At 67.4% G+C, this 15,957-nt stretch carries 22 protein-coding genes; 9 read left to right on the top strand and 13 right to left on the bottom strand.

Annotated features, from left to right (window positions below; translation table 11 throughout):
• Positions 1-3: 3 nt before the first annotated feature.
• On the top strand, positions 4-1,104 hold the full coding sequence (locus ACXRVZ_RS15730; protein WP_457417664.1) for a 6-pyruvoyl trahydropterin synthase family protein: 1,101 nt from the start codon (positions 4-6) through the stop codon (positions 1,102-1,104).
• On the top strand, positions 1,101-1,730 hold the full coding sequence (gene queE / locus ACXRVZ_RS15725) for a 7-carboxy-7-deazaguanine synthase (protein ID WP_457417666.1): 630 nt from the start codon (positions 1,101-1,103) through the stop codon (positions 1,728-1,730). Before ACXRVZ_RS15730 ends, queE begins: the two co-directional genes overlap by 4 nt.
• Before the next feature lie 64 nt (positions 1,731-1,794).
• Here queE and ACXRVZ_RS15720 read toward each other — a convergent pair whose 3' ends face one another.
• From ACXRVZ_RS15720 to ACXRVZ_RS15685, 8 genes are all read right to left on the bottom strand, one after another.
• Complete coding sequence (locus ACXRVZ_RS15720) at positions 1,795-2,118, bottom strand: DUF2004 domain-containing protein (protein ID WP_457417668.1); 324 nt, start codon at positions 2,116-2,118, stop codon at positions 1,795-1,797.
• Positions 2,119-2,275: 157 nt separating this feature from the next.
• Positions 2,276-2,530: a hypothetical protein gene (locus ACXRVZ_RS15715; protein WP_457417670.1), complete on the bottom strand. Its 255-nt coding sequence runs from the start codon at positions 2,528-2,530 to the stop codon at positions 2,276-2,278.
• A 5-nt stretch (positions 2,531-2,535) separates the two neighbouring features.
• Positions 2,536-2,775: a PH domain-containing protein gene (locus tag ACXRVZ_RS15710; RefSeq protein WP_457417672.1), complete on the bottom strand. Its 240-nt coding sequence runs from the start codon at positions 2,773-2,775 to the stop codon at positions 2,536-2,538.
• A 131-nt stretch (positions 2,776-2,906) separates the two neighbouring features.
• Positions 2,907-3,293 carry a hypothetical protein gene (locus ACXRVZ_RS15705; RefSeq protein WP_457417674.1) on the bottom strand — a complete coding sequence of 129 codons (387 nt, stop codon included), beginning with the start codon at positions 3,291-3,293 and terminating at the stop codon, positions 2,907-2,909.
• Positions 3,294-3,382: 89 nt separating this feature from the next.
• Complete coding sequence (locus ACXRVZ_RS15700; protein WP_457417676.1) at positions 3,383-4,102, bottom strand: DUF1223 domain-containing protein; 720 nt, start codon at positions 4,100-4,102, stop codon at positions 3,383-3,385.
• Positions 4,099-4,506: a hypothetical protein gene (locus ACXRVZ_RS15695; protein WP_457417678.1), complete on the bottom strand. Its 408-nt coding sequence runs from the start codon at positions 4,504-4,506 to the stop codon at positions 4,099-4,101. The genes ACXRVZ_RS15700 and ACXRVZ_RS15695 overlap by 4 nt, the downstream gene beginning before the upstream one ends.
• Positions 4,507-4,605: 99 nt before the next feature.
• Entirely contained in the window at positions 4,606-5,283 is a 678-nt protein-coding gene (locus ACXRVZ_RS15690) for an OmpW/AlkL family protein (RefSeq protein WP_457417680.1), read from the bottom strand.
• 27 nt (positions 5,284-5,310) lie between these two features.
• Positions 5,311-6,471, bottom strand: coding sequence for an SGNH/GDSL hydrolase family protein (locus ACXRVZ_RS15685; RefSeq protein ID WP_457417682.1), 1,161 nt, complete (start codon positions 6,469-6,471; stop codon positions 5,311-5,313).
• A gap of 426 nt (positions 6,472-6,897) precedes the next feature.
• Here ACXRVZ_RS15685 and ACXRVZ_RS15680 point away from each other — a divergent pair, with 426 nt between their 5' ends.
• From ACXRVZ_RS15680 to ACXRVZ_RS15670, 3 genes are all read left to right on the top strand, one after another.
• A complete protein-coding gene (locus tag ACXRVZ_RS15680) occupies positions 6,898-7,224 on the top strand; it encodes a nucleotide pyrophosphohydrolase (protein ID WP_457417684.1) in 327 nt (108 codons plus the stop codon).
• A 13-nt stretch (positions 7,225-7,237) separates the two neighbouring features.
• Positions 7,238-7,894 carry a 3'-5' exonuclease gene (locus ACXRVZ_RS15675; protein WP_457417686.1) on the top strand — a complete coding sequence of 219 codons (657 nt, stop codon included), beginning with the start codon at positions 7,238-7,240 and terminating at the stop codon, positions 7,892-7,894.
• 92 nt (positions 7,895-7,986) lie between these two features.
• Positions 7,987-8,505 carry an N-acetyltransferase family protein gene (locus ACXRVZ_RS15670; protein ID WP_457417688.1) on the top strand — a complete coding sequence of 173 codons (519 nt, stop codon included), beginning with the start codon at positions 7,987-7,989 and terminating at the stop codon, positions 8,503-8,505.
• Between the two features lie 160 nt (positions 8,506-8,665).
• Here ACXRVZ_RS15670 and ACXRVZ_RS15665 read toward each other — a convergent pair whose 3' ends face one another.
• Positions 8,666-9,433 carry a PEP-CTERM sorting domain-containing protein gene (locus ACXRVZ_RS15665; RefSeq protein ID WP_457417690.1) on the bottom strand — a complete coding sequence of 256 codons (768 nt, stop codon included), beginning with the start codon at positions 9,431-9,433 and terminating at the stop codon, positions 8,666-8,668.
• An 82-nt stretch (positions 9,434-9,515) separates the two neighbouring features.
• Positions 9,516-10,559 (bottom strand): hypothetical protein, encoded by a 1,044-nt coding sequence (locus tag ACXRVZ_RS15660; protein ID WP_457417692.1) that lies wholly within the window; start codon positions 10,557-10,559, stop codon positions 9,516-9,518.
• Positions 10,560-10,682: 123 nt separating this feature from the next.
• On the opposite strand from ACXRVZ_RS15660, the gene ACXRVZ_RS15655 reads away from it, so the two are divergent.
• The 4 genes from ACXRVZ_RS15655 to ACXRVZ_RS15640 all read left to right on the top strand — a co-directional run bounded on the left by ACXRVZ_RS15655 (position 10,683) and on the right by ACXRVZ_RS15640 (position 12,728).
• Positions 10,683-11,669: a helix-turn-helix transcriptional regulator gene (locus ACXRVZ_RS15655; RefSeq protein WP_457417694.1), complete on the top strand. Its 987-nt coding sequence runs from the start codon at positions 10,683-10,685 to the stop codon at positions 11,667-11,669.
• Positions 11,670-11,734: 65 nt separating this feature from the next.
• Positions 11,735-12,043: a DUF883 family protein gene (locus ACXRVZ_RS15650; protein WP_457417696.1), complete on the top strand. Its 309-nt coding sequence runs from the start codon at positions 11,735-11,737 to the stop codon at positions 12,041-12,043.
• Positions 12,044-12,051: 8 nt separating this feature from the next.
• Entirely contained in the window at positions 12,052-12,432 is a 381-nt protein-coding gene (locus ACXRVZ_RS15645) for a phage holin family protein (protein ID WP_457417698.1), read from the top strand.
• Positions 12,429-12,728: a hypothetical protein gene (locus tag ACXRVZ_RS15640; RefSeq protein WP_457417700.1), complete on the top strand. Its 300-nt coding sequence runs from the start codon at positions 12,429-12,431 to the stop codon at positions 12,726-12,728. Before ACXRVZ_RS15645 ends, ACXRVZ_RS15640 begins: the two co-directional genes overlap by 4 nt.
• A gap of 4 nt (positions 12,729-12,732) precedes the next feature.
• Here the strand turns inward: ACXRVZ_RS15640 and ACXRVZ_RS15635 are convergent, their stop codons facing one another.
• From ACXRVZ_RS15635 to ACXRVZ_RS15625, 3 genes are read right to left on the bottom strand one after another with little or no spacing between them, the layout of a single operon-like run.
• Positions 12,733-13,383 carry a hypothetical protein gene (locus ACXRVZ_RS15635; RefSeq protein WP_457417702.1) on the bottom strand — a complete coding sequence of 217 codons (651 nt, stop codon included), beginning with the start codon at positions 13,381-13,383 and terminating at the stop codon, positions 12,733-12,735.
• Entirely contained in the window at positions 13,383-13,961 is a 579-nt protein-coding gene (locus ACXRVZ_RS15630; protein WP_457417704.1) for a cob(I)yrinic acid a,c-diamide adenosyltransferase, read from the bottom strand. The genes ACXRVZ_RS15635 and ACXRVZ_RS15630 overlap by 1 nt, the downstream gene beginning before the upstream one ends.
• Positions 13,962-14,003: 42 nt before the next feature.
• Entirely contained in the window at positions 14,004-15,953 is a 1,950-nt protein-coding gene (locus ACXRVZ_RS15625) for a methyl-accepting chemotaxis protein (protein ID WP_458232553.1), read from the bottom strand.
• Positions 15,954-15,957 lie beyond the last annotated feature (4 nt).

The following is a 15,957-nucleotide window of genomic DNA, read 5'->3' as shown; positions in this document are numbered from 1 at the left end:
GGCATGTCAGTTTCAGTCCTGCACTGTGCCTCGGCCGGCTTCGAGTCGGCCTGCCGCATTCCCGCCCTGCCCGCCTCGCATCGCAGCCATGGCCTGCATGGGCACAGCTATTTCGCCACCGTGCGCACGGCGCTGCCCGGTGGCTGGGCGGCTTTCCCGGGTGGCGAGGTCGAAGCCTTGCGTGCCCGCATGGCCGAGGCCGTCGCGCCGCTGGACCACGCGCTGCTGAACGACCACCTCGCCGAGCCCACCGACGAGAACCTCGCCCGCTGGGTGCGCAGCCGCCTGAGCGCCGACGTGCCCGGCATCGCCCAGGTGGGCGTGCAGAGCACCGCGCACAGCGGTGTGGACCTGGACGGCGCCGGCCACGCCCACGTCTGGCGCCGCTACCGCTTCCAGGCCGCCCACCAGCTGCCCAATGTGCCGGCGGGCCACCAGTGCGGCCGCATGCACGGCCATGGCTTCGAAGTCATCATGCATGCCAACGCCGACCTGGGCGAGCGCGACCTGTCCATCGACTACGACCACCTCGACGAGGTCTGGGCGCCGCTTCACTTCGCACTGAACTACCGCTGCCTGAACGACATCGCCGGTCTCGCCAATCCGACCAGCGAGAACGTCTCGGCCTGGCTGTGGGAGCGCCTCAAGCCCGCGCTGCCGGAGCTGAGCTGGGTGACGGTCTACGAGACGGGATCGAGCGGTGCCAACTTCAACGGCCAGAGCTATCGCATCTGGAAGGAAATGACGCTGGACAGCGCCGTCAGGCTGCGCCACGCGCCCGGCGGCCACCCGCTGGCCGGCACGCACGGCCACACCTTCACGCTGCGGTTGCACCTGGCCGCGCCGCTGGACCAGGTGATGGGCTGGACGGTGGACTTTGGCGATGTGAAGGCGCTGTTCAACCCGATCTTCAAGCGGCTGGACCATCACCCGCTGTACGAGATTGCCGGCCTGCCCGATGGCGACGTGGCCTCGATTGCAGCGTGGGTGCTGCGCGAAGGCGGCGGCGCGCTGCCGCAGATCGACCGCGTGGACCTTTATGAGACGCGCGGCTCCGGCGCCATCGTCAGCCGCGCTGACTCCGAAGAATTGATTCCCGTATGACGTATTCAGTCAAAGAGCTGTTCTACACACTCCAGGGCGAAGGCGCCCAGGCCGGGCGCGCGGCGGTGTTCTGCCGCTTTGCCGGCTGCAACCTCTGGACCGGCCGCGAGCAGGACCGCGCGGCGGCGGTCTGCACCTTCTGCGACACCGATTTCGTCGGCACGGACGGCGAGGGCGGCGGCAAGTTCGCGACCGCCGATGCGCTGGCGGATGCGATTGCCGCGGCCTGGCCGGGCGGCGGTCGCCCCTACGTCGTCTGTACCGGCGGCGAGCCGCTTCTGCAGTTGGACACGCCCCTGATCGACGCCCTGCACGCTCGCGGCTTCGAGATCGCCGTGGAGACCAACGGCACGCAACCCGCGCCCCCGGGGCTGGACTGGATCTGTGTCAGCCCCAAGGCCGACGCGCCGCTGGTGCTGACCTCAGGCCACGAGCTGAAGCTGGTCTACCCGCAGCCGCTGGCCCAGCCCGAGCGGTTTGCCGGCCTGGACTTCCAGAACTTCTTCCTGCAGCCCATGGACTCGGTGCTGCAACGCGAACACACCAAGGCGGCGGTGGCCTACTGCATGGCGCATCCGCAGTGGCGGTTGTCGGTGCAGATGCACAAGGTGGTGGGGATTGCGTAGCGCCTGATTTAAGCCGAGCCGCGAAGCGGGTTCGGCTTGAATGAATTGTTAGGCAGACGCACGATCAACTCTCCATTGAGATTTCATCGATCTCTCCGGCGCCGTCAAAGCGGGCGGATAGAACATAGTCTGTTACGTCGCCAGGGAGTGAAAAGTCAAAGTTCTCGATGTCACTCTCGCCCCAGTTGGACTTGAGCTCAAGTAGCGCGAGTACCGCAGCCGGGGCCGGTGAGGCAGTGCCTGTGCGCTCTTGCCAATAGTCCTGAGGAAGTTCCTCTAGATGATGCTCGACGAACATGGTGGTGCTGAACTCGCCCACCTCTGTTCCATACGCTTTCCGGATTGCGTCAAGCGCCAGCTTTGCACGTTTCTCAACTTCGCCAGTCATGGTCTCTCCTTGTCTGCTTAACGTTGAAGCTGCGCCGCGAGCGGCGGCTTTCCGACGCGAGTCGGCTCGAGCGAAAAGTTAGCCCTCAGGTCCGGCGCCACTGGCACGGCGCTGGCAGAGAGCCAGCTCAAACAGAGGCCGGTGCCCAGAGCAACGCTCATTTCACAGCCTCCCGCAAGCGATAGATCTCCGCCAAAAGAAGCGGGATGTCTTGCCGAGAACTAGCAATGAAGTCTTGGTCTTCGTCTGTGGCGCCGCTCAGTTCAATGTCATCGCCACCGGTTCGAATGAAACTCGAGCCAGATGTGTGATCGCGCCCTTCAACAAAGGACTTCCATGGTCCCGCAGTCGCGCGATCAACTCGCGATTGAATCTCACGCAAAAGCGCGGCGGTGATTTGTTGGTCCGACATGAAGGCTAACTTTCGTAGCGCTTGATGACGCGCTTGGACGAGGCCGCCGAGTCGCCGTCGACATGCACCAGCGCGAGGTTGGTGAAGCAGTACTCGTCTTTCTTGGACTTGGTGAGGAAGAAGATCTTCTCGCCGTCCTCGCTGAACAGGTAGTCGTCGGCATCGACCTTGCCAAAGTCGGCAGCGGGCACGATGACGCCGATGTCGCTGAGGCCCAGCGCCTCGGAGGCCAGCTTCTTGAACATCGCTCACTCCAGGGAAAAGGAAGCCGGAGTGTGCCGCGACGCCTTCGCTGCTGCCGCAGATCTGCGGGGGAATATGAACGCCCGGCAGCCTCGTGCTCTGCCATGGAGGCACCAAGTGCCTCAGCGGCGGTTCAGCTCCGGCAATAGCCCTCGCCCGCTTTCACGATCAGGCAGTCGCGCTTGTCAGCCAGCCACTTCATGCCGGTGTCGACGCCATTGCCCGGCCGGACGGTTTCGATGACGCCGTCCCGCACGAATGTCAGCGTGGCACTGCCTGCCTTGGCGTCGAAGCTGCGCGGGCCGTCGAGGTTCTGCACGGTGACGCGATAGGTGCCAGGCCCGCCAGCAATGTCCAGGAATGTGCCTTCAGGCCCCTGCCAGCGGCCGACCCAGGGCCCGGCGTCTTCGGAGGTGGACGCGGCCGCCATCGCCGGTGCTGCCTGTACGGGCGGCGCCGCGGGAGGCGGTTCGGTCCTGCTGCAGGCGGACAGGGCGGTGGCAATGGTCAGCAGCGGCATCAGATGGCGTGAATGCATGGCGGTGCAAATGCAGTGGCGGCCACCAGTCTGAACCTCCGCCGCGCCGTCGCGTGTCGGAGAAAAGGAGATCAGCAGCCGATTTCCACCGCCTGCAGCACCGTCCCATTGCGCGCATCGCTCGCCACCGCAATCCAGCGGCTGGCATGCCCTGCCTCTCCCGCGCTGACAGGCACGGTCCACTCCCCGCGCGCCCGGCCATCCCAGGCCGGCAGCCGAGCGTACTCGCGCACGACGCTGTCGTGGTTCAACGTCTCGCCGCGGTTCTCGCCGGCGCGCACGCGGCTTTGGTGGCCATCTTCCACGCGCACCCACCAGAGCTGGATGCGCTCCGGCGCGCCGGCCAGCGCCTCGGCGCTGAGACGCAACTCACCGCTGGCCAGGCGTGCCCAACCCAGCTTCACGCGGGCGGGCTCGGCCGAGGGCGGCAGCAGGCGGGCACCGCGCCAGTCCCGCCCGTTGACGACGATCTGCGGCGTGTAGGCCTGGCGCGCGCCGTTGACGCCCACGCCCTGCTGCTGCCGCTCGGTGAGGGCCGGGCTGGAGAAGCGGTCCGGCCAGCCCAGGCCGTTCCAGTAGTCCACATGGAAAGCCGCCGTGATGACACCGGGCTGGCCCTTGAGCGAACTCAGCCAGTGGTCGGCCGGCGGGCAGGAGGAGCAGCCCTCCGACGTATAGAGCTCGACGACGCGCGCCACGGCGGCACCGCTCTGCACGGTGGCGGCGGGGCAGGTCTGGGCAAATGAGACGGCGGGCATGGCCAGCGCTAGCAACAGGGACAGCAGCTTCATACCGCTGAGTCGCACGACCCCGGCGCAACCTGACAGCGGCAACGCCATTTGACGAGCCAGACCAGTGCCAGGAAGCCGGCACAGCCCAGCAGCGCCGCCGCCAGTTCGACCGCGCGCGGGGGCAGGAAGAGGAAGAAGCCCTGGCCCTTGATCAACGAGGAAAAGCTCGACACGCAGAAGGGCATCGCGAACAGCCGGAAGGTCTGCCAGCCGTCCGGCCTGCGCGCCGGCCCCTGCGCCACGCTAAGCATCAGCGCAATGCCGATGACGACGCTGATGCCCGCCGAATTCAGCCAGAGGCGCCACGACGGGTCGAAGTGGAAGGCCACCGTCGCGCAGTACCAGATCAGATAGCACCACAGCACCATCTTGCCCTTGGCCAGGTTTGCGAGGTATCGAATCATGGACGGGCGCTCCTTGCCCAGGCTCGAAGCAGCTTGCATGCCAAAAAAGCAAAAGGGAGCCCGTGGGCTCCCTCTTTCAAGCGTGCGTCCGAACGCGGTTCAGAACCGGTAGCCCACGCCGAACTTGATGGACACCGGGTCCAGCGTCGTCTCGATGGTCTGGCCCGTCGACAGGCTGCCCGTCGTCTTGATGAAGGTCTTGGTGACCGACAGGCTGGCAGACCAGTCCTTGGTGACGTTGTAGGCAGCACCCAGTTCCAGCGTCGCGCCCAGGCGGCTCTTCATGGACAGCGTGGTCGGGTTGGCGGGCGAGCCGCCGGTGATGCCGGACAGCGTGGCCGTGGCCCTGGGCTTGAAGAAGTAGCCGTAGGTGGGGCCCGCGCCGACGAAGGGGCGGAAGGCGCTGTTGGCGTCCCCGAAGCGGTACTGGGCCAGCAGCGTCATCGGCAGCGACTTGACCGTGCCGAGCTTGCCGGTGCCCTCGATGGCGCCCGCGCCGACGACGTCATGCTTGAAGGGCAGCGCGACGGGGAAGTCGATGCTGATGTTGTCGGTCCAGAAGTAGGTGATGCCGCCGACGAAGGAGCTGGCCTTCTTCACGTCGACCTTGGTACCGGCCAGGCTGGGCGCGGTGAGGTCGCCGCTTTCGACTTGCGGGCTGATCTGGGCCGCGCCGCCGTAGACGATGAAGCTGCCGGCCGATTGCGCCGAAGCGCTGCCGGCGGCAAGCAGGGTGGCCAATGCGGACGTGGCACCGAGGAGGAGCTTGGTTTTCATGGGTTGTCTCCGAAGAGGGGCCGCGGCTTAGAGCCAGCCCTTGATGGCCAGCGACTTGGCGATGAGCTGTTGCGTCAGCTGGTGGCCGTAGAGCGTGGGATGGAAGCTGTCGGAGAAGGCATAACTCTTCCACCAATCGGCGCTGGTCGTGCCGGCCTTGGCAGACAGGGCAGTGTCCGTGCAGGTCTGGAAGGTGTAGGTCGGCAGGCCATCGCCGCCCACGCCCGTGATGGGGCAGGCAGGTGTGCTCACGTTGGTCAGCGCGAATTGGGCCGGCGTGGCGACCTGGTCCTGGAAGGCCTTGTAGAAGTCGATGAGGATGACGCCGTCGTTGCCGGCCAGCTTGGCGGCGAGCTGGGCGTTGAAGGCCGAGATCCAGCCCTGGAACAGCGCCTGCGACTGGGCGCGCGCCGCAGCGCCTGCCGTGCCGCCGCCGCTGGCTGCAGCGATGCTGTCCAGCACCATCTGGAAGCGCGGCGTGAAGGTGATGTCGGGGATGTTCAGCACGACGACGCGGGTGGCACCCTTGTCCAGCACGCTGGCCTTGATCTGGCCAGAGAACTTGTCGGCCAGCGCCGTCATGTAGGTGCCACCGATCGCGGCGGTCGTCGAGGCGCCGCCGGCCAGCGCGGTGCCGATCTGGGTCGGCGTCAGCAGCGTGCCGAGCAGGCCCTTGAACGCCGTAGCAGCGTCCTTGGGAATGTTCAGGTAGGCGCCGACGAGGTCGGCCGAGTCATTGCCGCCGCCGTCGATGATGACCAGGTCGGTGGCCGTGAAGCTGCCTGCTGCGGCATAGGTGGCCATCTGCGTGCCCACGTTCAGCGGGTTGGCCGCGCCACCGGCTCCGGTGTAGGTGATGCGCCCGCCGCCGATGGCGAAGTTGGTGCAGCCGGTCTTGGCCGTGTTCACCGCGAAGGTGGTGCCGGTGAAGGTGAAGAAGTTGCACAGCGTCTGGCCGTAGTTGGCCGCGATGCGCTCGACGTAGATGGGGTTGCTGGCGGCCTGGACGGTGAACTTGTAGCCGAAGGTGCCGCTGTCCTGCAGGCTGTCACCGAAGACCTTGACCGAGGTGATGGAAACCTTGGGCGTCGTGTCTGCGGTCGCACCGCCGCCGCCGCAGCCCGCCACAAGCAGGCCGCCCAACAGCGCGGCCGAGGCCGCAGCGATCCGGGTGAGGAAGGGTTTCATGTTGTCTCCTAGGCGACAGCTCGGGGGCAGTCGCACGAAATTCGGGGAGAGCCACTCTAGCCGCAGCTTTTTAGAACGGTCGTTCGTTTTTCCCCTGATGGTGAGTAAAGAAACAACGCGGACGGGCTCTGGAAGGGTCCGCAGACCACTTTAGGTTGCAGCCTCTAAGCAAGTCTTGGCAGAGCCGGGCAAGTCTGTGGATGGATATGGGACAACCGATGGGATATCCACAGGCCGAGGTCGATCGGCCAAGTTGTACCCAAACGCGAACGCCGCCGTACCGGGCCTGGTGCACAGGCTTGTGGGTTAGCCAAGCGCTTGTTGCAAAACGATTTTTTGCGCTTGTCCACAGCGCAGGCCGCCCTCTACTACGACCACTACCTTGAAATCTTCAAGACCATTTAGAAATACATCGGACACTTTGGCATGGACTTTCAGACCCTCCAGCAGCGGCTGCGCCACTTCGCCGACGAGCGCGACTGGCAGCCCTACCAGACCCCCAAGAACCTGGCGATGGCCATGACGGTCGAAGCCGCCGAGCTGCTGGAAATCTTCCAGTGGCTGACGCCCGAGCAATCCCTGAATCTCACCGAAGACCAGCGCCGCCATCTCGGCGAGGAGCTGTCGGACGTGCTGCTCTACCTCGTGCAGATTGCCGACCACGGTGGTGTGGATCTGGACGCCGCTGTGGAGCGCAAGCTGGCGATGAACGCCGTCAAGCACCCGGTCAAGCACCTACCCAAGCAGTCTTGAGAAAAGCGTCTTGATGGAAACCATCGCCGTCATCGACTTCGAGACCACCGGCCTCGGGCCCACCAGCGGCGGGCGGGCCACCGAGATCGCGGCCGTACTCGTGCGCGGCGGCACGGTGGTGGACAGCTGGAGCAGCCTGATGAACAGCGGCGCCTGGGTGCCGCCCTACATCCAGGCCTTGACCGGCATCAGCAACGAGATGCTGGCCGGCGCGCCGGACTCGACCGAAGTCATGCGCGATCTGGCCCGCTTCACCGAGGGCTGCCCGCTGGTGGCGCATAACGCATCCTTCGACCGGGGCTTCTGGCAGGCCGAGATGGCGCGCGCCTGCATCGACCCCGACCCGGCGCATGAGTTCGCCTGCACCGTGCTGCTGTCACGCCGGCTGTGGCCCGAGGCTAAGAGCCATTCGCTGGGCTCGCTGGTGCGATTCCATGACCTGCGCTTCAGCGGCCGCGCCCACCGCGCCATGGCCGATGCACGCGTGACGGCTGAGCTGCTGCTGAAGGTGCGGGCCGAGATCGCCGGCCGCTTCGCGCTGGACCTGGGGGATGCCGAGGTCGACCATGCGCTGCTGGCCCAGTTGCAGCGCACGCCGCTGCGCTGGCTGAGACGCGGTCTGGTCGAGCATGTGAAGTCGCTGGAATCCGTGCAAAGAATGACTGCTTGAATGCAGGAATAAATTCTGTCAAGGCCCCTGCTCGTGGCTTTGGGCAAAGACAATCTCGCCCTTTCGTCCCCGTGCTATTGCCCAAAAGTTCCATGTCCGTGATCCAGGTTCGCCCCGCCACCCTGCGCGATGCCAAGGCCATCGCCGAGATCCACGTCGCCTCCAGCCAGGATGCCTACAAGGCCTTGCTGCCGGCGGCCGCGTTGGATTCGATGTCGGTGCAGAAGCGCCAGGCCTTCTGGCGTGAAGCCATCGACCTCTGCGAGCCGCAGGTTGTCGTCGCCCATCTGGACAACAAGGTCATGGGCTTCGCCGGCTTCGACCGTTCGCGCGACAAGGGCACGCCTGCCACGGTCGGCGAGGTCTGGGCCTTGTTTGCCGACCCGGTCCACTGGGACAAGGGAGTTGGCCTGGCGCTGTGGGATGCCACGCGCGACGGCCTTCAGGAAGAAGGCTGCACCAAGGCGACGCTGTGGTGCTACCTGCGCAACGAACGCGCGCTGCGCTTTTTTGAGCTGGCCGGCTTCAAGCGCGAGCTGGGCAGCGCCCGCACGACGGAAGTCGGCGGCGCACGCATCGAAGAGATCCGCCTGCACCGCTCGCTGGTCTGAACGACAAAGCGCCCCGAAGGGCGCCGAGGTACAGCGCATTTCGGGCCGAGCGCAGGGCCGCTCCCAAGCCGGCCCGCCAGGGTGATGTGCTTGCGGCTCAACGCCGCAAGCATCACCGTCCCCTCGGGGGATCGGCCAAGGTATTCCTTGGACGAGGGGCTTAACCTCGACGGCGACGCGCCGCTGCGCCAACGGCCAGCAGGCCGGTCAACATCAGTGCATAGCTCTCGGGTTCAGGCACGGCCGTGACGCTGAAGGCCATCGTGTTGGGCACGGTGCTGGTGTAGGTGCCATTGGTCGTGTCGACAGTCCAGTTGTCGACATTGCCGACCAGCGCCTTGTAGCCGGCGAAGCTGGCCTGACCGATGCGGGCGCCGTTGTACTGGCCGAAGTCGGGCGTCGTGCTCGTGGCGTTCTTGTTCAGGCGAATGGCGTTCAGGCCCTCGGTCAGGCCGGTGCCGGCAATGCTGCCGTCAGCAGTGAAGCTGCCGTTGGTGATGGCGCTCAGGAAGGTCGTCGGCGCCGTGGCGCTGCTGCCGAGGTAGGCGTACAGCACTTCGTTGCTGTTGGAGATGCCCCAGTTGGAGCTGCTGGCGACCGTCTGGCGCGACAGCGTGCCGGCAGAGGCGGACAGGGTGGTGAGGTCGACCGCGCTGAAGCGGATGACAGTGCCGGCGGCGATGGTGGCGTTGCCGCTGACCCAGCGGCTGTAGCTCTCGCCGGTGTTGAAGGCGTTGCTGCCGTTCCACTCGTTGTCGCCGAAGTAGACGGTGGTATTGGGGGCGATGTCGGCGAAGGCCACCATCGCGAAGCCGTCTTCGTCGGCATTGAAGGCCGTGAAGACGAGGTCGCCGGTGCCGAGGGCAACGGCGCTGTGCGAGGCGATGGCCGCAGCGGCGGCGGCGAGCAGGGCGAGAGGCTTGTTCATGGGGGCTCCAAAGGCAGACCGGCGCAATGTCCAGCTCGGCAATGAAGGCCTCATGACAGACCCCGCAGGCGCGGGGTGCAGTTCAGGCGGCGTAACCACCCGTGGCCAGCGCCCAGCCGTCGGTGGCGTCGTCGTGGCGTTGAACGTGGACCGGGCAGAGCTTCTTGGCCGCCGCGCGTTCGACCAGGTTCTCGGCCTGCTCGGGCGTCAGCTGCAGCGCGAAGCGCGTCCAGCGCTTCTGCACCAGCGGCAGGCCCCAGGCGTCTTCGAGCGCCCAGCGGATCTGCTGCGGCTCCTGCAGCTCGGTGGCCGCCAGCACACGCGGGGCCAGGGCCAGCAGGAATCGATTGAAGTCGGTGCGGAGCTGGTCGGTCGGCAGCAGGGCTTCCAGCCGGCTCAGGCGGGCGCTCCAACCCGGCGTGGCAAGTTGGCGGGTCACCAGGGCCTGCAGCGCCTGGATGGGGTTGAAGAGGCGCAGGCGGTTCGGCGGCAGCACGCGCAGCGGGATGTTGGCGGCTTCCTCGTGGCTCAGCGGCGTGACGAAGCTGGCCAGCACGGCCAGGCGCTGCCAGTCGGCCTCGGCCAGGCCGCCGATGCGGGTGATGGGGCCGGCAGCGCAGCTGGCGGCCATGTCGACCAGGCCTTGGTGGCCACGGCTGCCCTTGGCCTGGTTGGCACGGTGGCTCATGACGGCGAGATTGCCGGCCGCGTAGCCGGCGTTGTCGCGGACGCGATCGATGCTGCGGTTGTCGTCACCCAGCAGCTCGCGGGTGATGGGGCAGTGGCTGGTGTCGAGCTGGGCCAGGTGATGAGGCGTCAGCTGGATGTCCTCGAAGCTGCGGCCACGGGCCCAGGCATGGGTGCGCAGGGCCAGCCAGAGCTCGACCTGCGGGCTGGCCGGCGTGCGCACCGTGCGGCCCCGGGCGGCCATCCAGCCGCGTTGCAGCGGCGACTGCGGGTAGAGGTGGGCGATGGGCGGCGTGATGCCGTGCAGCGCGTAGTCGCGGCCCAGGGCCAGACCGATGCGCTCGTGGGCGCTGACGGGCGAGGGGCTGTCGTCCATGTCCAGCGCGAACTGCACAAGGGCGGGGTGGGCATGGATCTGGGCAGTGGTGACGGCTTGCATGGCGAACTCCTGGGTTGAGAGGCCGCCGATAAGTCGCGGGCCTTGCAAGCAGTCTGTGAGCCAGCTAGCTCATGGGATGATCCAGCTGGAAAACCACTGTAAATATTTTCAGGAATTCGACCCATGGACCGCACCGAGCGCTTCTACAAGATCGAGCACCTGATCCGCTCCCAAGGCTGCGTGTCGTTTGCCGAGCTGATCGAGGCGTTGGAGGTGTCCCCGGCGACGCTCAAGCGTGACCTGGCCTATCTGCGCGAGCGCATGGACGCGCCCATCGAGTACGACGCCGGCGCCAACGGCTACCGCTTCGGCCAGCAGTGGCGCGGTGGCAAGCATGAGCTGCCGGGCGTGTGGTTCAACGAGGCGGAGCTGCATGCGCTCTTGACCATGCAGCAGATGCTGGCGGGGTTGGACGAGCAGGGCGTGGTCGGCCGCCACCTGCAGCCCATGTTCGACAAGATCACCGGCATGCTGGGCGTGGACCAGGGCGAGGCGCAGGAGCTGCGTCGGCGCGTCAGGCTCATTGGCACGGCCAGGCGGCGCATTGCCAGCGACAGCTTCGAGACCGTCGGCAGCGCCGTCGTCAAGCGCAAGCGCCTCGCCATCCGCTACCGCAAGAAGACCGGGGCCGGCGAGGTCAGCGAGCGCGAGGTGTCACCGCAGCGCCTGGTGCACCACCGCCATGCCTGGTATCTGGACGCCTTCTGCCACCAGAGCCAGGGCCTGCGCCGCTTCGCGCTGGACGGCATCGAGGCCGCGACGCTGCTGGACGCCGAGGCGCAAGCCCTGGCCCTGAGTGAGCTGGAGGCCGAGCTGGACCGCGGCTACGGCATCTTTGCCGGCGGCACGCCGCGCGAGGCCGAGCTGCTGTTCAGCCCCGAGGCCGCCGCCTGGGTGTCGCGCGAGGAATGGCACCCGGCGCAGAAGAGCGAGTTCCTGCCCGATGGCCGCTGGCGCCTGCAGCTGCCCTACGTGGACGACACCGAGCTGCTGATGGACCTGCTGCGCCACGCTGGCCAGGTGGAGGTGGTGGCGCCAGTGGCGCTGCGCGCGGCCTATGCGGCGCGGCTGCGGCAGGCCGTCGATTCCCTAGGTTCAGCGCAGGGGTAAGGCCGGACACCCGTGCAATGGCGTTAGGCTGGCCGCTTGTCCAACCCACGACCGAGGAGCCGGCCATGACCGACACAACCCAGGCAAAGGAAAAACTGGCAGCGGATTTCCGCGCGGTGATGGATGACATCGACGCGCTCATCACCTCCACGGGCAAGGACGCTTCGGGCGAGGCCAAGGCCTTGCGCGCCCGCATCCGTGAACGGCTGGACGGCACCAAGGAGAAGCTGCTCGACGCTCAGCACGAGGCCGTGCAGCGCGCCAAGGACGCCGCCGCTGCCACCGACGACTATGTGCGCGCCAACCCCTGGCAGGCCATTGGTGCGGCCGCCGCCGTTGGGCTGGCTCTCGGTGTGCTGATTGGCCGCCGCTGAAGTCCACCTTGAGCGATTCGAAAGAACCCGTCTCCGGGCCGCTGCGGCGGCTTGGCACCTCGCTGCTGACGCTCAGCCGTATCCGGCTCGAACTGCTGGCCATCGAGGTCCAGGAAGAGAAGGACCGCATCGCCGGCCTGCTGGTGTGGTCCGTGCTGGCGGCGTTGCTGGCGGGTTTCGGCCTGCTGATGCTGCTGGTGCTCGTCACCGTGGCGTTATGGGACAGCTACCGGCTGCTGGCCTTGGGCGGGAGCACCGTCGTACTGATCGCGGCAGGCGTCTTTGCGGTGCTCAAGGTGAAGGGCCTGGTGGCGCAGCCGGCGTCGCTGTTCCAGTCCAGCCTTGCCGAACTGCGCGAGGACGCAGACGCACTGCGCCGCCGGCCGTGATCCCCCGCATCCCCCACGACCCGCTGCTGCGCGCCGAGCGCAAGGCCAATCTGCTGCTGGCCTCCGAGCTGCTGCGTGGCCAGGCGCAGCGTGATGTGGACGACCTCGGTCAGCGCGCCGATGGGCTCGTCAACCGTGTGCTGACGGTGCGCGACTGGCTGTCCGATCCCGTCGTGCTGGCGGCAGCCGGTAGCGGTGCGGCCTTCTTTGCGGCGGCGGGGCAGAAGAAACGCGGCCAGCTATGGCGCGGGCTGCGCTGGGCCTGGCTGGTGTGGCGGGTCTTGCGCAAGCGCTGACGGATCAGCGCTGCAGCTGGAAGCGTTGGCCGTCCCACACGAAGCGCTTCTCGACTTGGCGCGTCGGGCCCGCAGGGCAGCGTTGTTCGGCCAGATGGAACACCAGCGTCAACGGCTGGCCATCGCTTTCGGGCCGCACGCTTTTTACCTCGGCTGCCGAGCCCTTGCGGACGTGGGTTCCGCACATGCCGGATTCGGGATCGGCCTGCACCTCGAGCACTCGCTGCAGCGCGAAGCTGCCGGTGCCCTTGCCCGGCTGCAGGAACAGCACCTGGTAGCCGGTGAACCACTCGCCGCCGCTCAGGCTGGAGGTCTCCAGCAGCGCGAAGTGCTTGCCGGACCGTTGTTCGTCGAATTCCATCTTCACCTTGATGGCCCGGCGCTGCGCACCATCCGGGAAGTCGTAGCTGCTGGTCCCGGCGTCGAAGAAGTAGAGGCCTTGCGCGATGGGCGCGGTGTCGGTGACCGTGACGAGGAACTCGCGGTTGTTCAGACGAAAGCAGGCGTCGGGATTGGGCAGCTCGGGCTTGCCGGCATAGAAGGCCTGCAACGCCTTGAAGGGCGGCGTCTTCAGCGCGGCCTCGCAGGGCTCGAAGAAGGTCACGGCGTGGGCCGCGCCGGTGGTGGCGAAGACCGCCAGGGCCAGCCACCGCATCACTGCGCGTCCAGCCGCTTCATCCGCTCGCTCTGCCAATAGACATCGTCCCCGCCCAGCCCGTCGAGGTTGGCGCGGTTGAGCACGCGGGCCAGCACGAAGAGCAGGTCGGACAGGCGGTTCAGGTATTGGCGCGGCGCGGCCCGGATCTGTTCGGTCGCAGCCAGCGTGATGACGACACGCTCGGCGCGGCGGGCAACAGTGCGGCAGACATGGGCGATGGCCGCACTGCGCGTGCCGGCCGGCAGGATGAATTCCTTCAGCCGCGGCAGGTGCTCGTTGTAGTGCTCCAGCGCTTCGTCCAGGCGCAGCACGGCGGCGTCCTTCAGCAGCTCGCCGCCGGGCCAGGACAGCTCGCCGCCGAGGTTGAACAGCTCGTGCTGGATGGTGACGATGAGGTCGCGGATGTCCTCGGGCAGCGGCTCGGCGAGCAGCAGGCCGAGGTTGGAGTTCAGCTCGTCGACGTCGCCCATGGCCTGCACGCGCAGGTGGTCCTTGGGCACGCGGCTGCCGTCGCTGAGGCCGGTGGTGCCGTCGTCGCCGGTGCGGGTGGCAATCTGGGAGAGGCGGTTGCCCATGGTGGATGCGGGTCCGTGGTTGGACCCGCCATCCTGCCTCAACTAGGACCGCGCCGTCGGCATGCGGAAGGTGTTGACGATGCCGGCCAGCTTCTCGGCCTGCTCCTGCAGGCTCATGCCGGCGGCGGCGGTTTCTTCGACGAGGGCGGCGTTCTGCTGCGTGAGCTGGTCCATGTGCGAGACGGCCTCGCTGATCTGGCCGATGCCGCTGCTCTGCTCGCTGGACGCGCGGCTGATGCTGGTGACGAGTTCGGCCAGCGAGCGGATGCTGTCCACCGTCTCGCGCATCGTCGCGCCCGCGCCCTGCACCAGACGGGCGCCATCCGAAACCTGGTCGACGCTGGCGGCGATGAGCTGCTTGATCTGCTTGGCGGCTTCTGCCGAACGGCCGGCCAGCGCGCGCACCTCGGACGCGACGACCGCAAAGCCGCGACCCTGCTCGCCCGCGCGTGCGGCCTCCACCGCCGCGTTCAGCGCCAGGATGTTGGTCTGGAAGGCGATGCCGTCGATGACGGCGATGATTTCCTCGATGCGCCGGYTGCTGGTCTCGATGGCGCCCATGGTGGCCACGACCTGCTCCACGGCCGCACCGCCCGAGATGGCGACGGTGCAGGCGCGCTGGGCCAGGCTGCTGGCGTCGCCGGCCTGGTCGGCATTGCTGCGCACGGTGGCGGTCAGCTCTTCCATCGAGCTGGCGGTTTCTTCCAGTGCCGAGGCCTGCTGCTCGGTGCGCTGGGACAGGTCGCGGTTGCCCGACGCCAGTTCCTGCGAGGCCTGTGCCACCTCGCCGGCATTGCTGCGCACCTCGCCGATGACGCCGCACAGGCTGTCGCGCATGGCCAGCAGCGCGGTGGTGAGTTGACCGATCTCGTCGCGGGCGCGCACGACGACATCGCCGCTGAGGTCGCGCGCGGCGATCTGCTCGGCCAGGCCGGCCGCATGCGCGAGCGGCACGGTGATGCTGCGCGAGATGCCGCGCGTGAACAGGAAAACGACGACCAGCATGCCGGCCAGCATGCCGACGACGATCCAGCTGCTGCGGCGCAGGCTGGAGACGCGTTCGGTGAGCAGTTCATCCAGCGCCGCCATTGCGTCCGTGGCCACGACGTACATCGCGTCGATGGTGCGCGTGTAGCTGGCGATGTAGTCGGGCGCGGCGTAGGCGAGCGCTTCCTTGGTGATGAGTTCATCGCGCGTCAGCGTCAGCGAGGCCTTGACCTGCTCATCCAACGCGGCGATCTTGCTGCCCAGGCGGGCCTTGCGCGTGGCGTTGACGGCGAAGCTCTTGTCGAAGGCGACGCCCATGCCGCGGTGCTGGTCTTCGGCCTGGGCCACCAGGCCGGCCAGCATCGTGCGGCCTTCGGGGCCGATCTTGCCTTCGGCCAGGAAGCCGGCGCCGCGCGCACGCGTCTGGCCCAGCGCCTCGGTCGCCACCGGCAGGCGGGCCAACGTGGCGCTGATGAGGAAATAGGTGTCGGCCTCGGGGTCGAGGATGAGACCGCTCTGGTCGACGAGCTGGTCCAGCAGCCTGAAATAGACGGCGATCAGCTGGGCGTGCAGCGTGCTGCTCTCGGCCGCCTTCAGGCCCTTGGCGCCGACTTGCGCCGACAGCGCCTTCCAGCGCTGCTGGGCGTCCTGCCAGGTGGCGCGCATGGCGGTGTTGGCAACGTTGCCATCAAGCATGCCGGCCACGTCGGTGAATTGCTTGGCGACCTCGGCGTTCTTGGCCTCGCGCGCCGCCTGCACCGAGTCATTGCCGCCCAGCAGCGCCGCCGACAGGCCGCGGTGCTGCTGCGTCAGCTGGGTCAGGCGCACGAGCTGGCGTGCGGGCGCCAGGCCATCCAGCTCGCTCTGGGCAGCGGTGGCCAGCTGGCGCGCCTGGCGCACCTGGAAGGCCGACGGGATGGCGATGGCGACAAGGACGAGCAGCGTCAGCAGCATCAGCTTGCGGCTGATGGTGAGGCCCGTCATCGAAAGGGGTTGCGCGGTCATGGGG

Source organism: Roseateles sp. P5_E8 (assembly GCF_054177665.1).
The sequence above is the reverse complement of the archived record's forward strand: the minus strand, read 5'-3'. Positions and strand labels throughout refer to the sequence as shown.

Bases quoted from the DNA above. Each gene is read 5' to 3' on its own strand.
- ACXRVZ_RS15730 (WP_457417664.1), top strand. From the start codon at position 4: ATGTCAGTTTCAGTCCTGCACTGTGCCTCGGCCGGCTTCGAGTCGGCC.
- queE (WP_457417666.1), top strand. From the start codon at position 1,101: ATGACGTATTCAGTCAAAGAGCTGTTCTACACACTCCAGGGCGAAGGC.
- ACXRVZ_RS15720 (WP_457417668.1), bottom strand. From the start codon at position 2,118: ATGACTGGCGAAGTTGAGAAACGTGCAAAGCTGGCGCTTGACGCAATC.
- ACXRVZ_RS15715 (WP_457417670.1), bottom strand. From the start codon at position 2,530: ATGTCGGACCAACAAATCACCGCCGCGCTTTTGCGTGAGATTCAATCG.
- ACXRVZ_RS15710 (WP_457417672.1), bottom strand. From the start codon at position 2,775: ATGTTCAAGAAGCTGGCCTCCGAGGCGCTGGGCCTCAGCGACATCGGC.
- ACXRVZ_RS15705 (WP_457417674.1), bottom strand. From the start codon at position 3,293: ATGCCGCTGCTGACCATTGCCACCGCCCTGTCCGCCTGCAGCAGGACC.
- ACXRVZ_RS15700 (WP_457417676.1), bottom strand. From the start codon at position 4,102: ATGAAGCTGCTGTCCCTGTTGCTAGCGCTGGCCATGCCCGCCGTCTCA.
- ACXRVZ_RS15695 (WP_457417678.1), bottom strand. From the start codon at position 4,506: ATGATTCGATACCTCGCAAACCTGGCCAAGGGCAAGATGGTGCTGTGG.
- ACXRVZ_RS15690 (WP_457417680.1), bottom strand. From the start codon at position 5,283: ATGAAAACCAAGCTCCTCCTCGGTGCCACGTCCGCATTGGCCACCCTG.
- ACXRVZ_RS15685 (WP_457417682.1), bottom strand. From the start codon at position 6,471: ATGAAACCCTTCCTCACCCGGATCGCTGCGGCCTCGGCCGCGCTGTTG.
- ACXRVZ_RS15680 (WP_457417684.1), top strand. From the start codon at position 6,898: ATGGACTTTCAGACCCTCCAGCAGCGGCTGCGCCACTTCGCCGACGAG.
- ACXRVZ_RS15675 (WP_457417686.1), top strand. From the start codon at position 7,238: ATGGAAACCATCGCCGTCATCGACTTCGAGACCACCGGCCTCGGGCCC.
- ACXRVZ_RS15670 (WP_457417688.1), top strand. From the start codon at position 7,987: ATGTCCGTGATCCAGGTTCGCCCCGCCACCCTGCGCGATGCCAAGGCC.
- ACXRVZ_RS15665 (WP_457417690.1), bottom strand. From the start codon at position 9,433: ATGAACAAGCCTCTCGCCCTGCTCGCCGCCGCCGCTGCGGCCATCGCC.
- ACXRVZ_RS15660 (WP_457417692.1), bottom strand. From the start codon at position 10,559: ATGCAAGCCGTCACCACTGCCCAGATCCATGCCCACCCCGCCCTTGTG.
- ACXRVZ_RS15655 (WP_457417694.1), top strand. From the start codon at position 10,683: ATGGACCGCACCGAGCGCTTCTACAAGATCGAGCACCTGATCCGCTCC.
- ACXRVZ_RS15650 (WP_457417696.1), top strand. From the start codon at position 11,735: ATGACCGACACAACCCAGGCAAAGGAAAAACTGGCAGCGGATTTCCGC.
- ACXRVZ_RS15635 (WP_457417702.1), bottom strand. From the start codon at position 13,383: ATGCGGTGGCTGGCCCTGGCGGTCTTCGCCACCACCGGCGCGGCCCAC.
- ACXRVZ_RS15630 (WP_457417704.1), bottom strand. From the start codon at position 13,961: ATGGGCAACCGCCTCTCCCAGATTGCCACCCGCACCGGCGACGACGGC.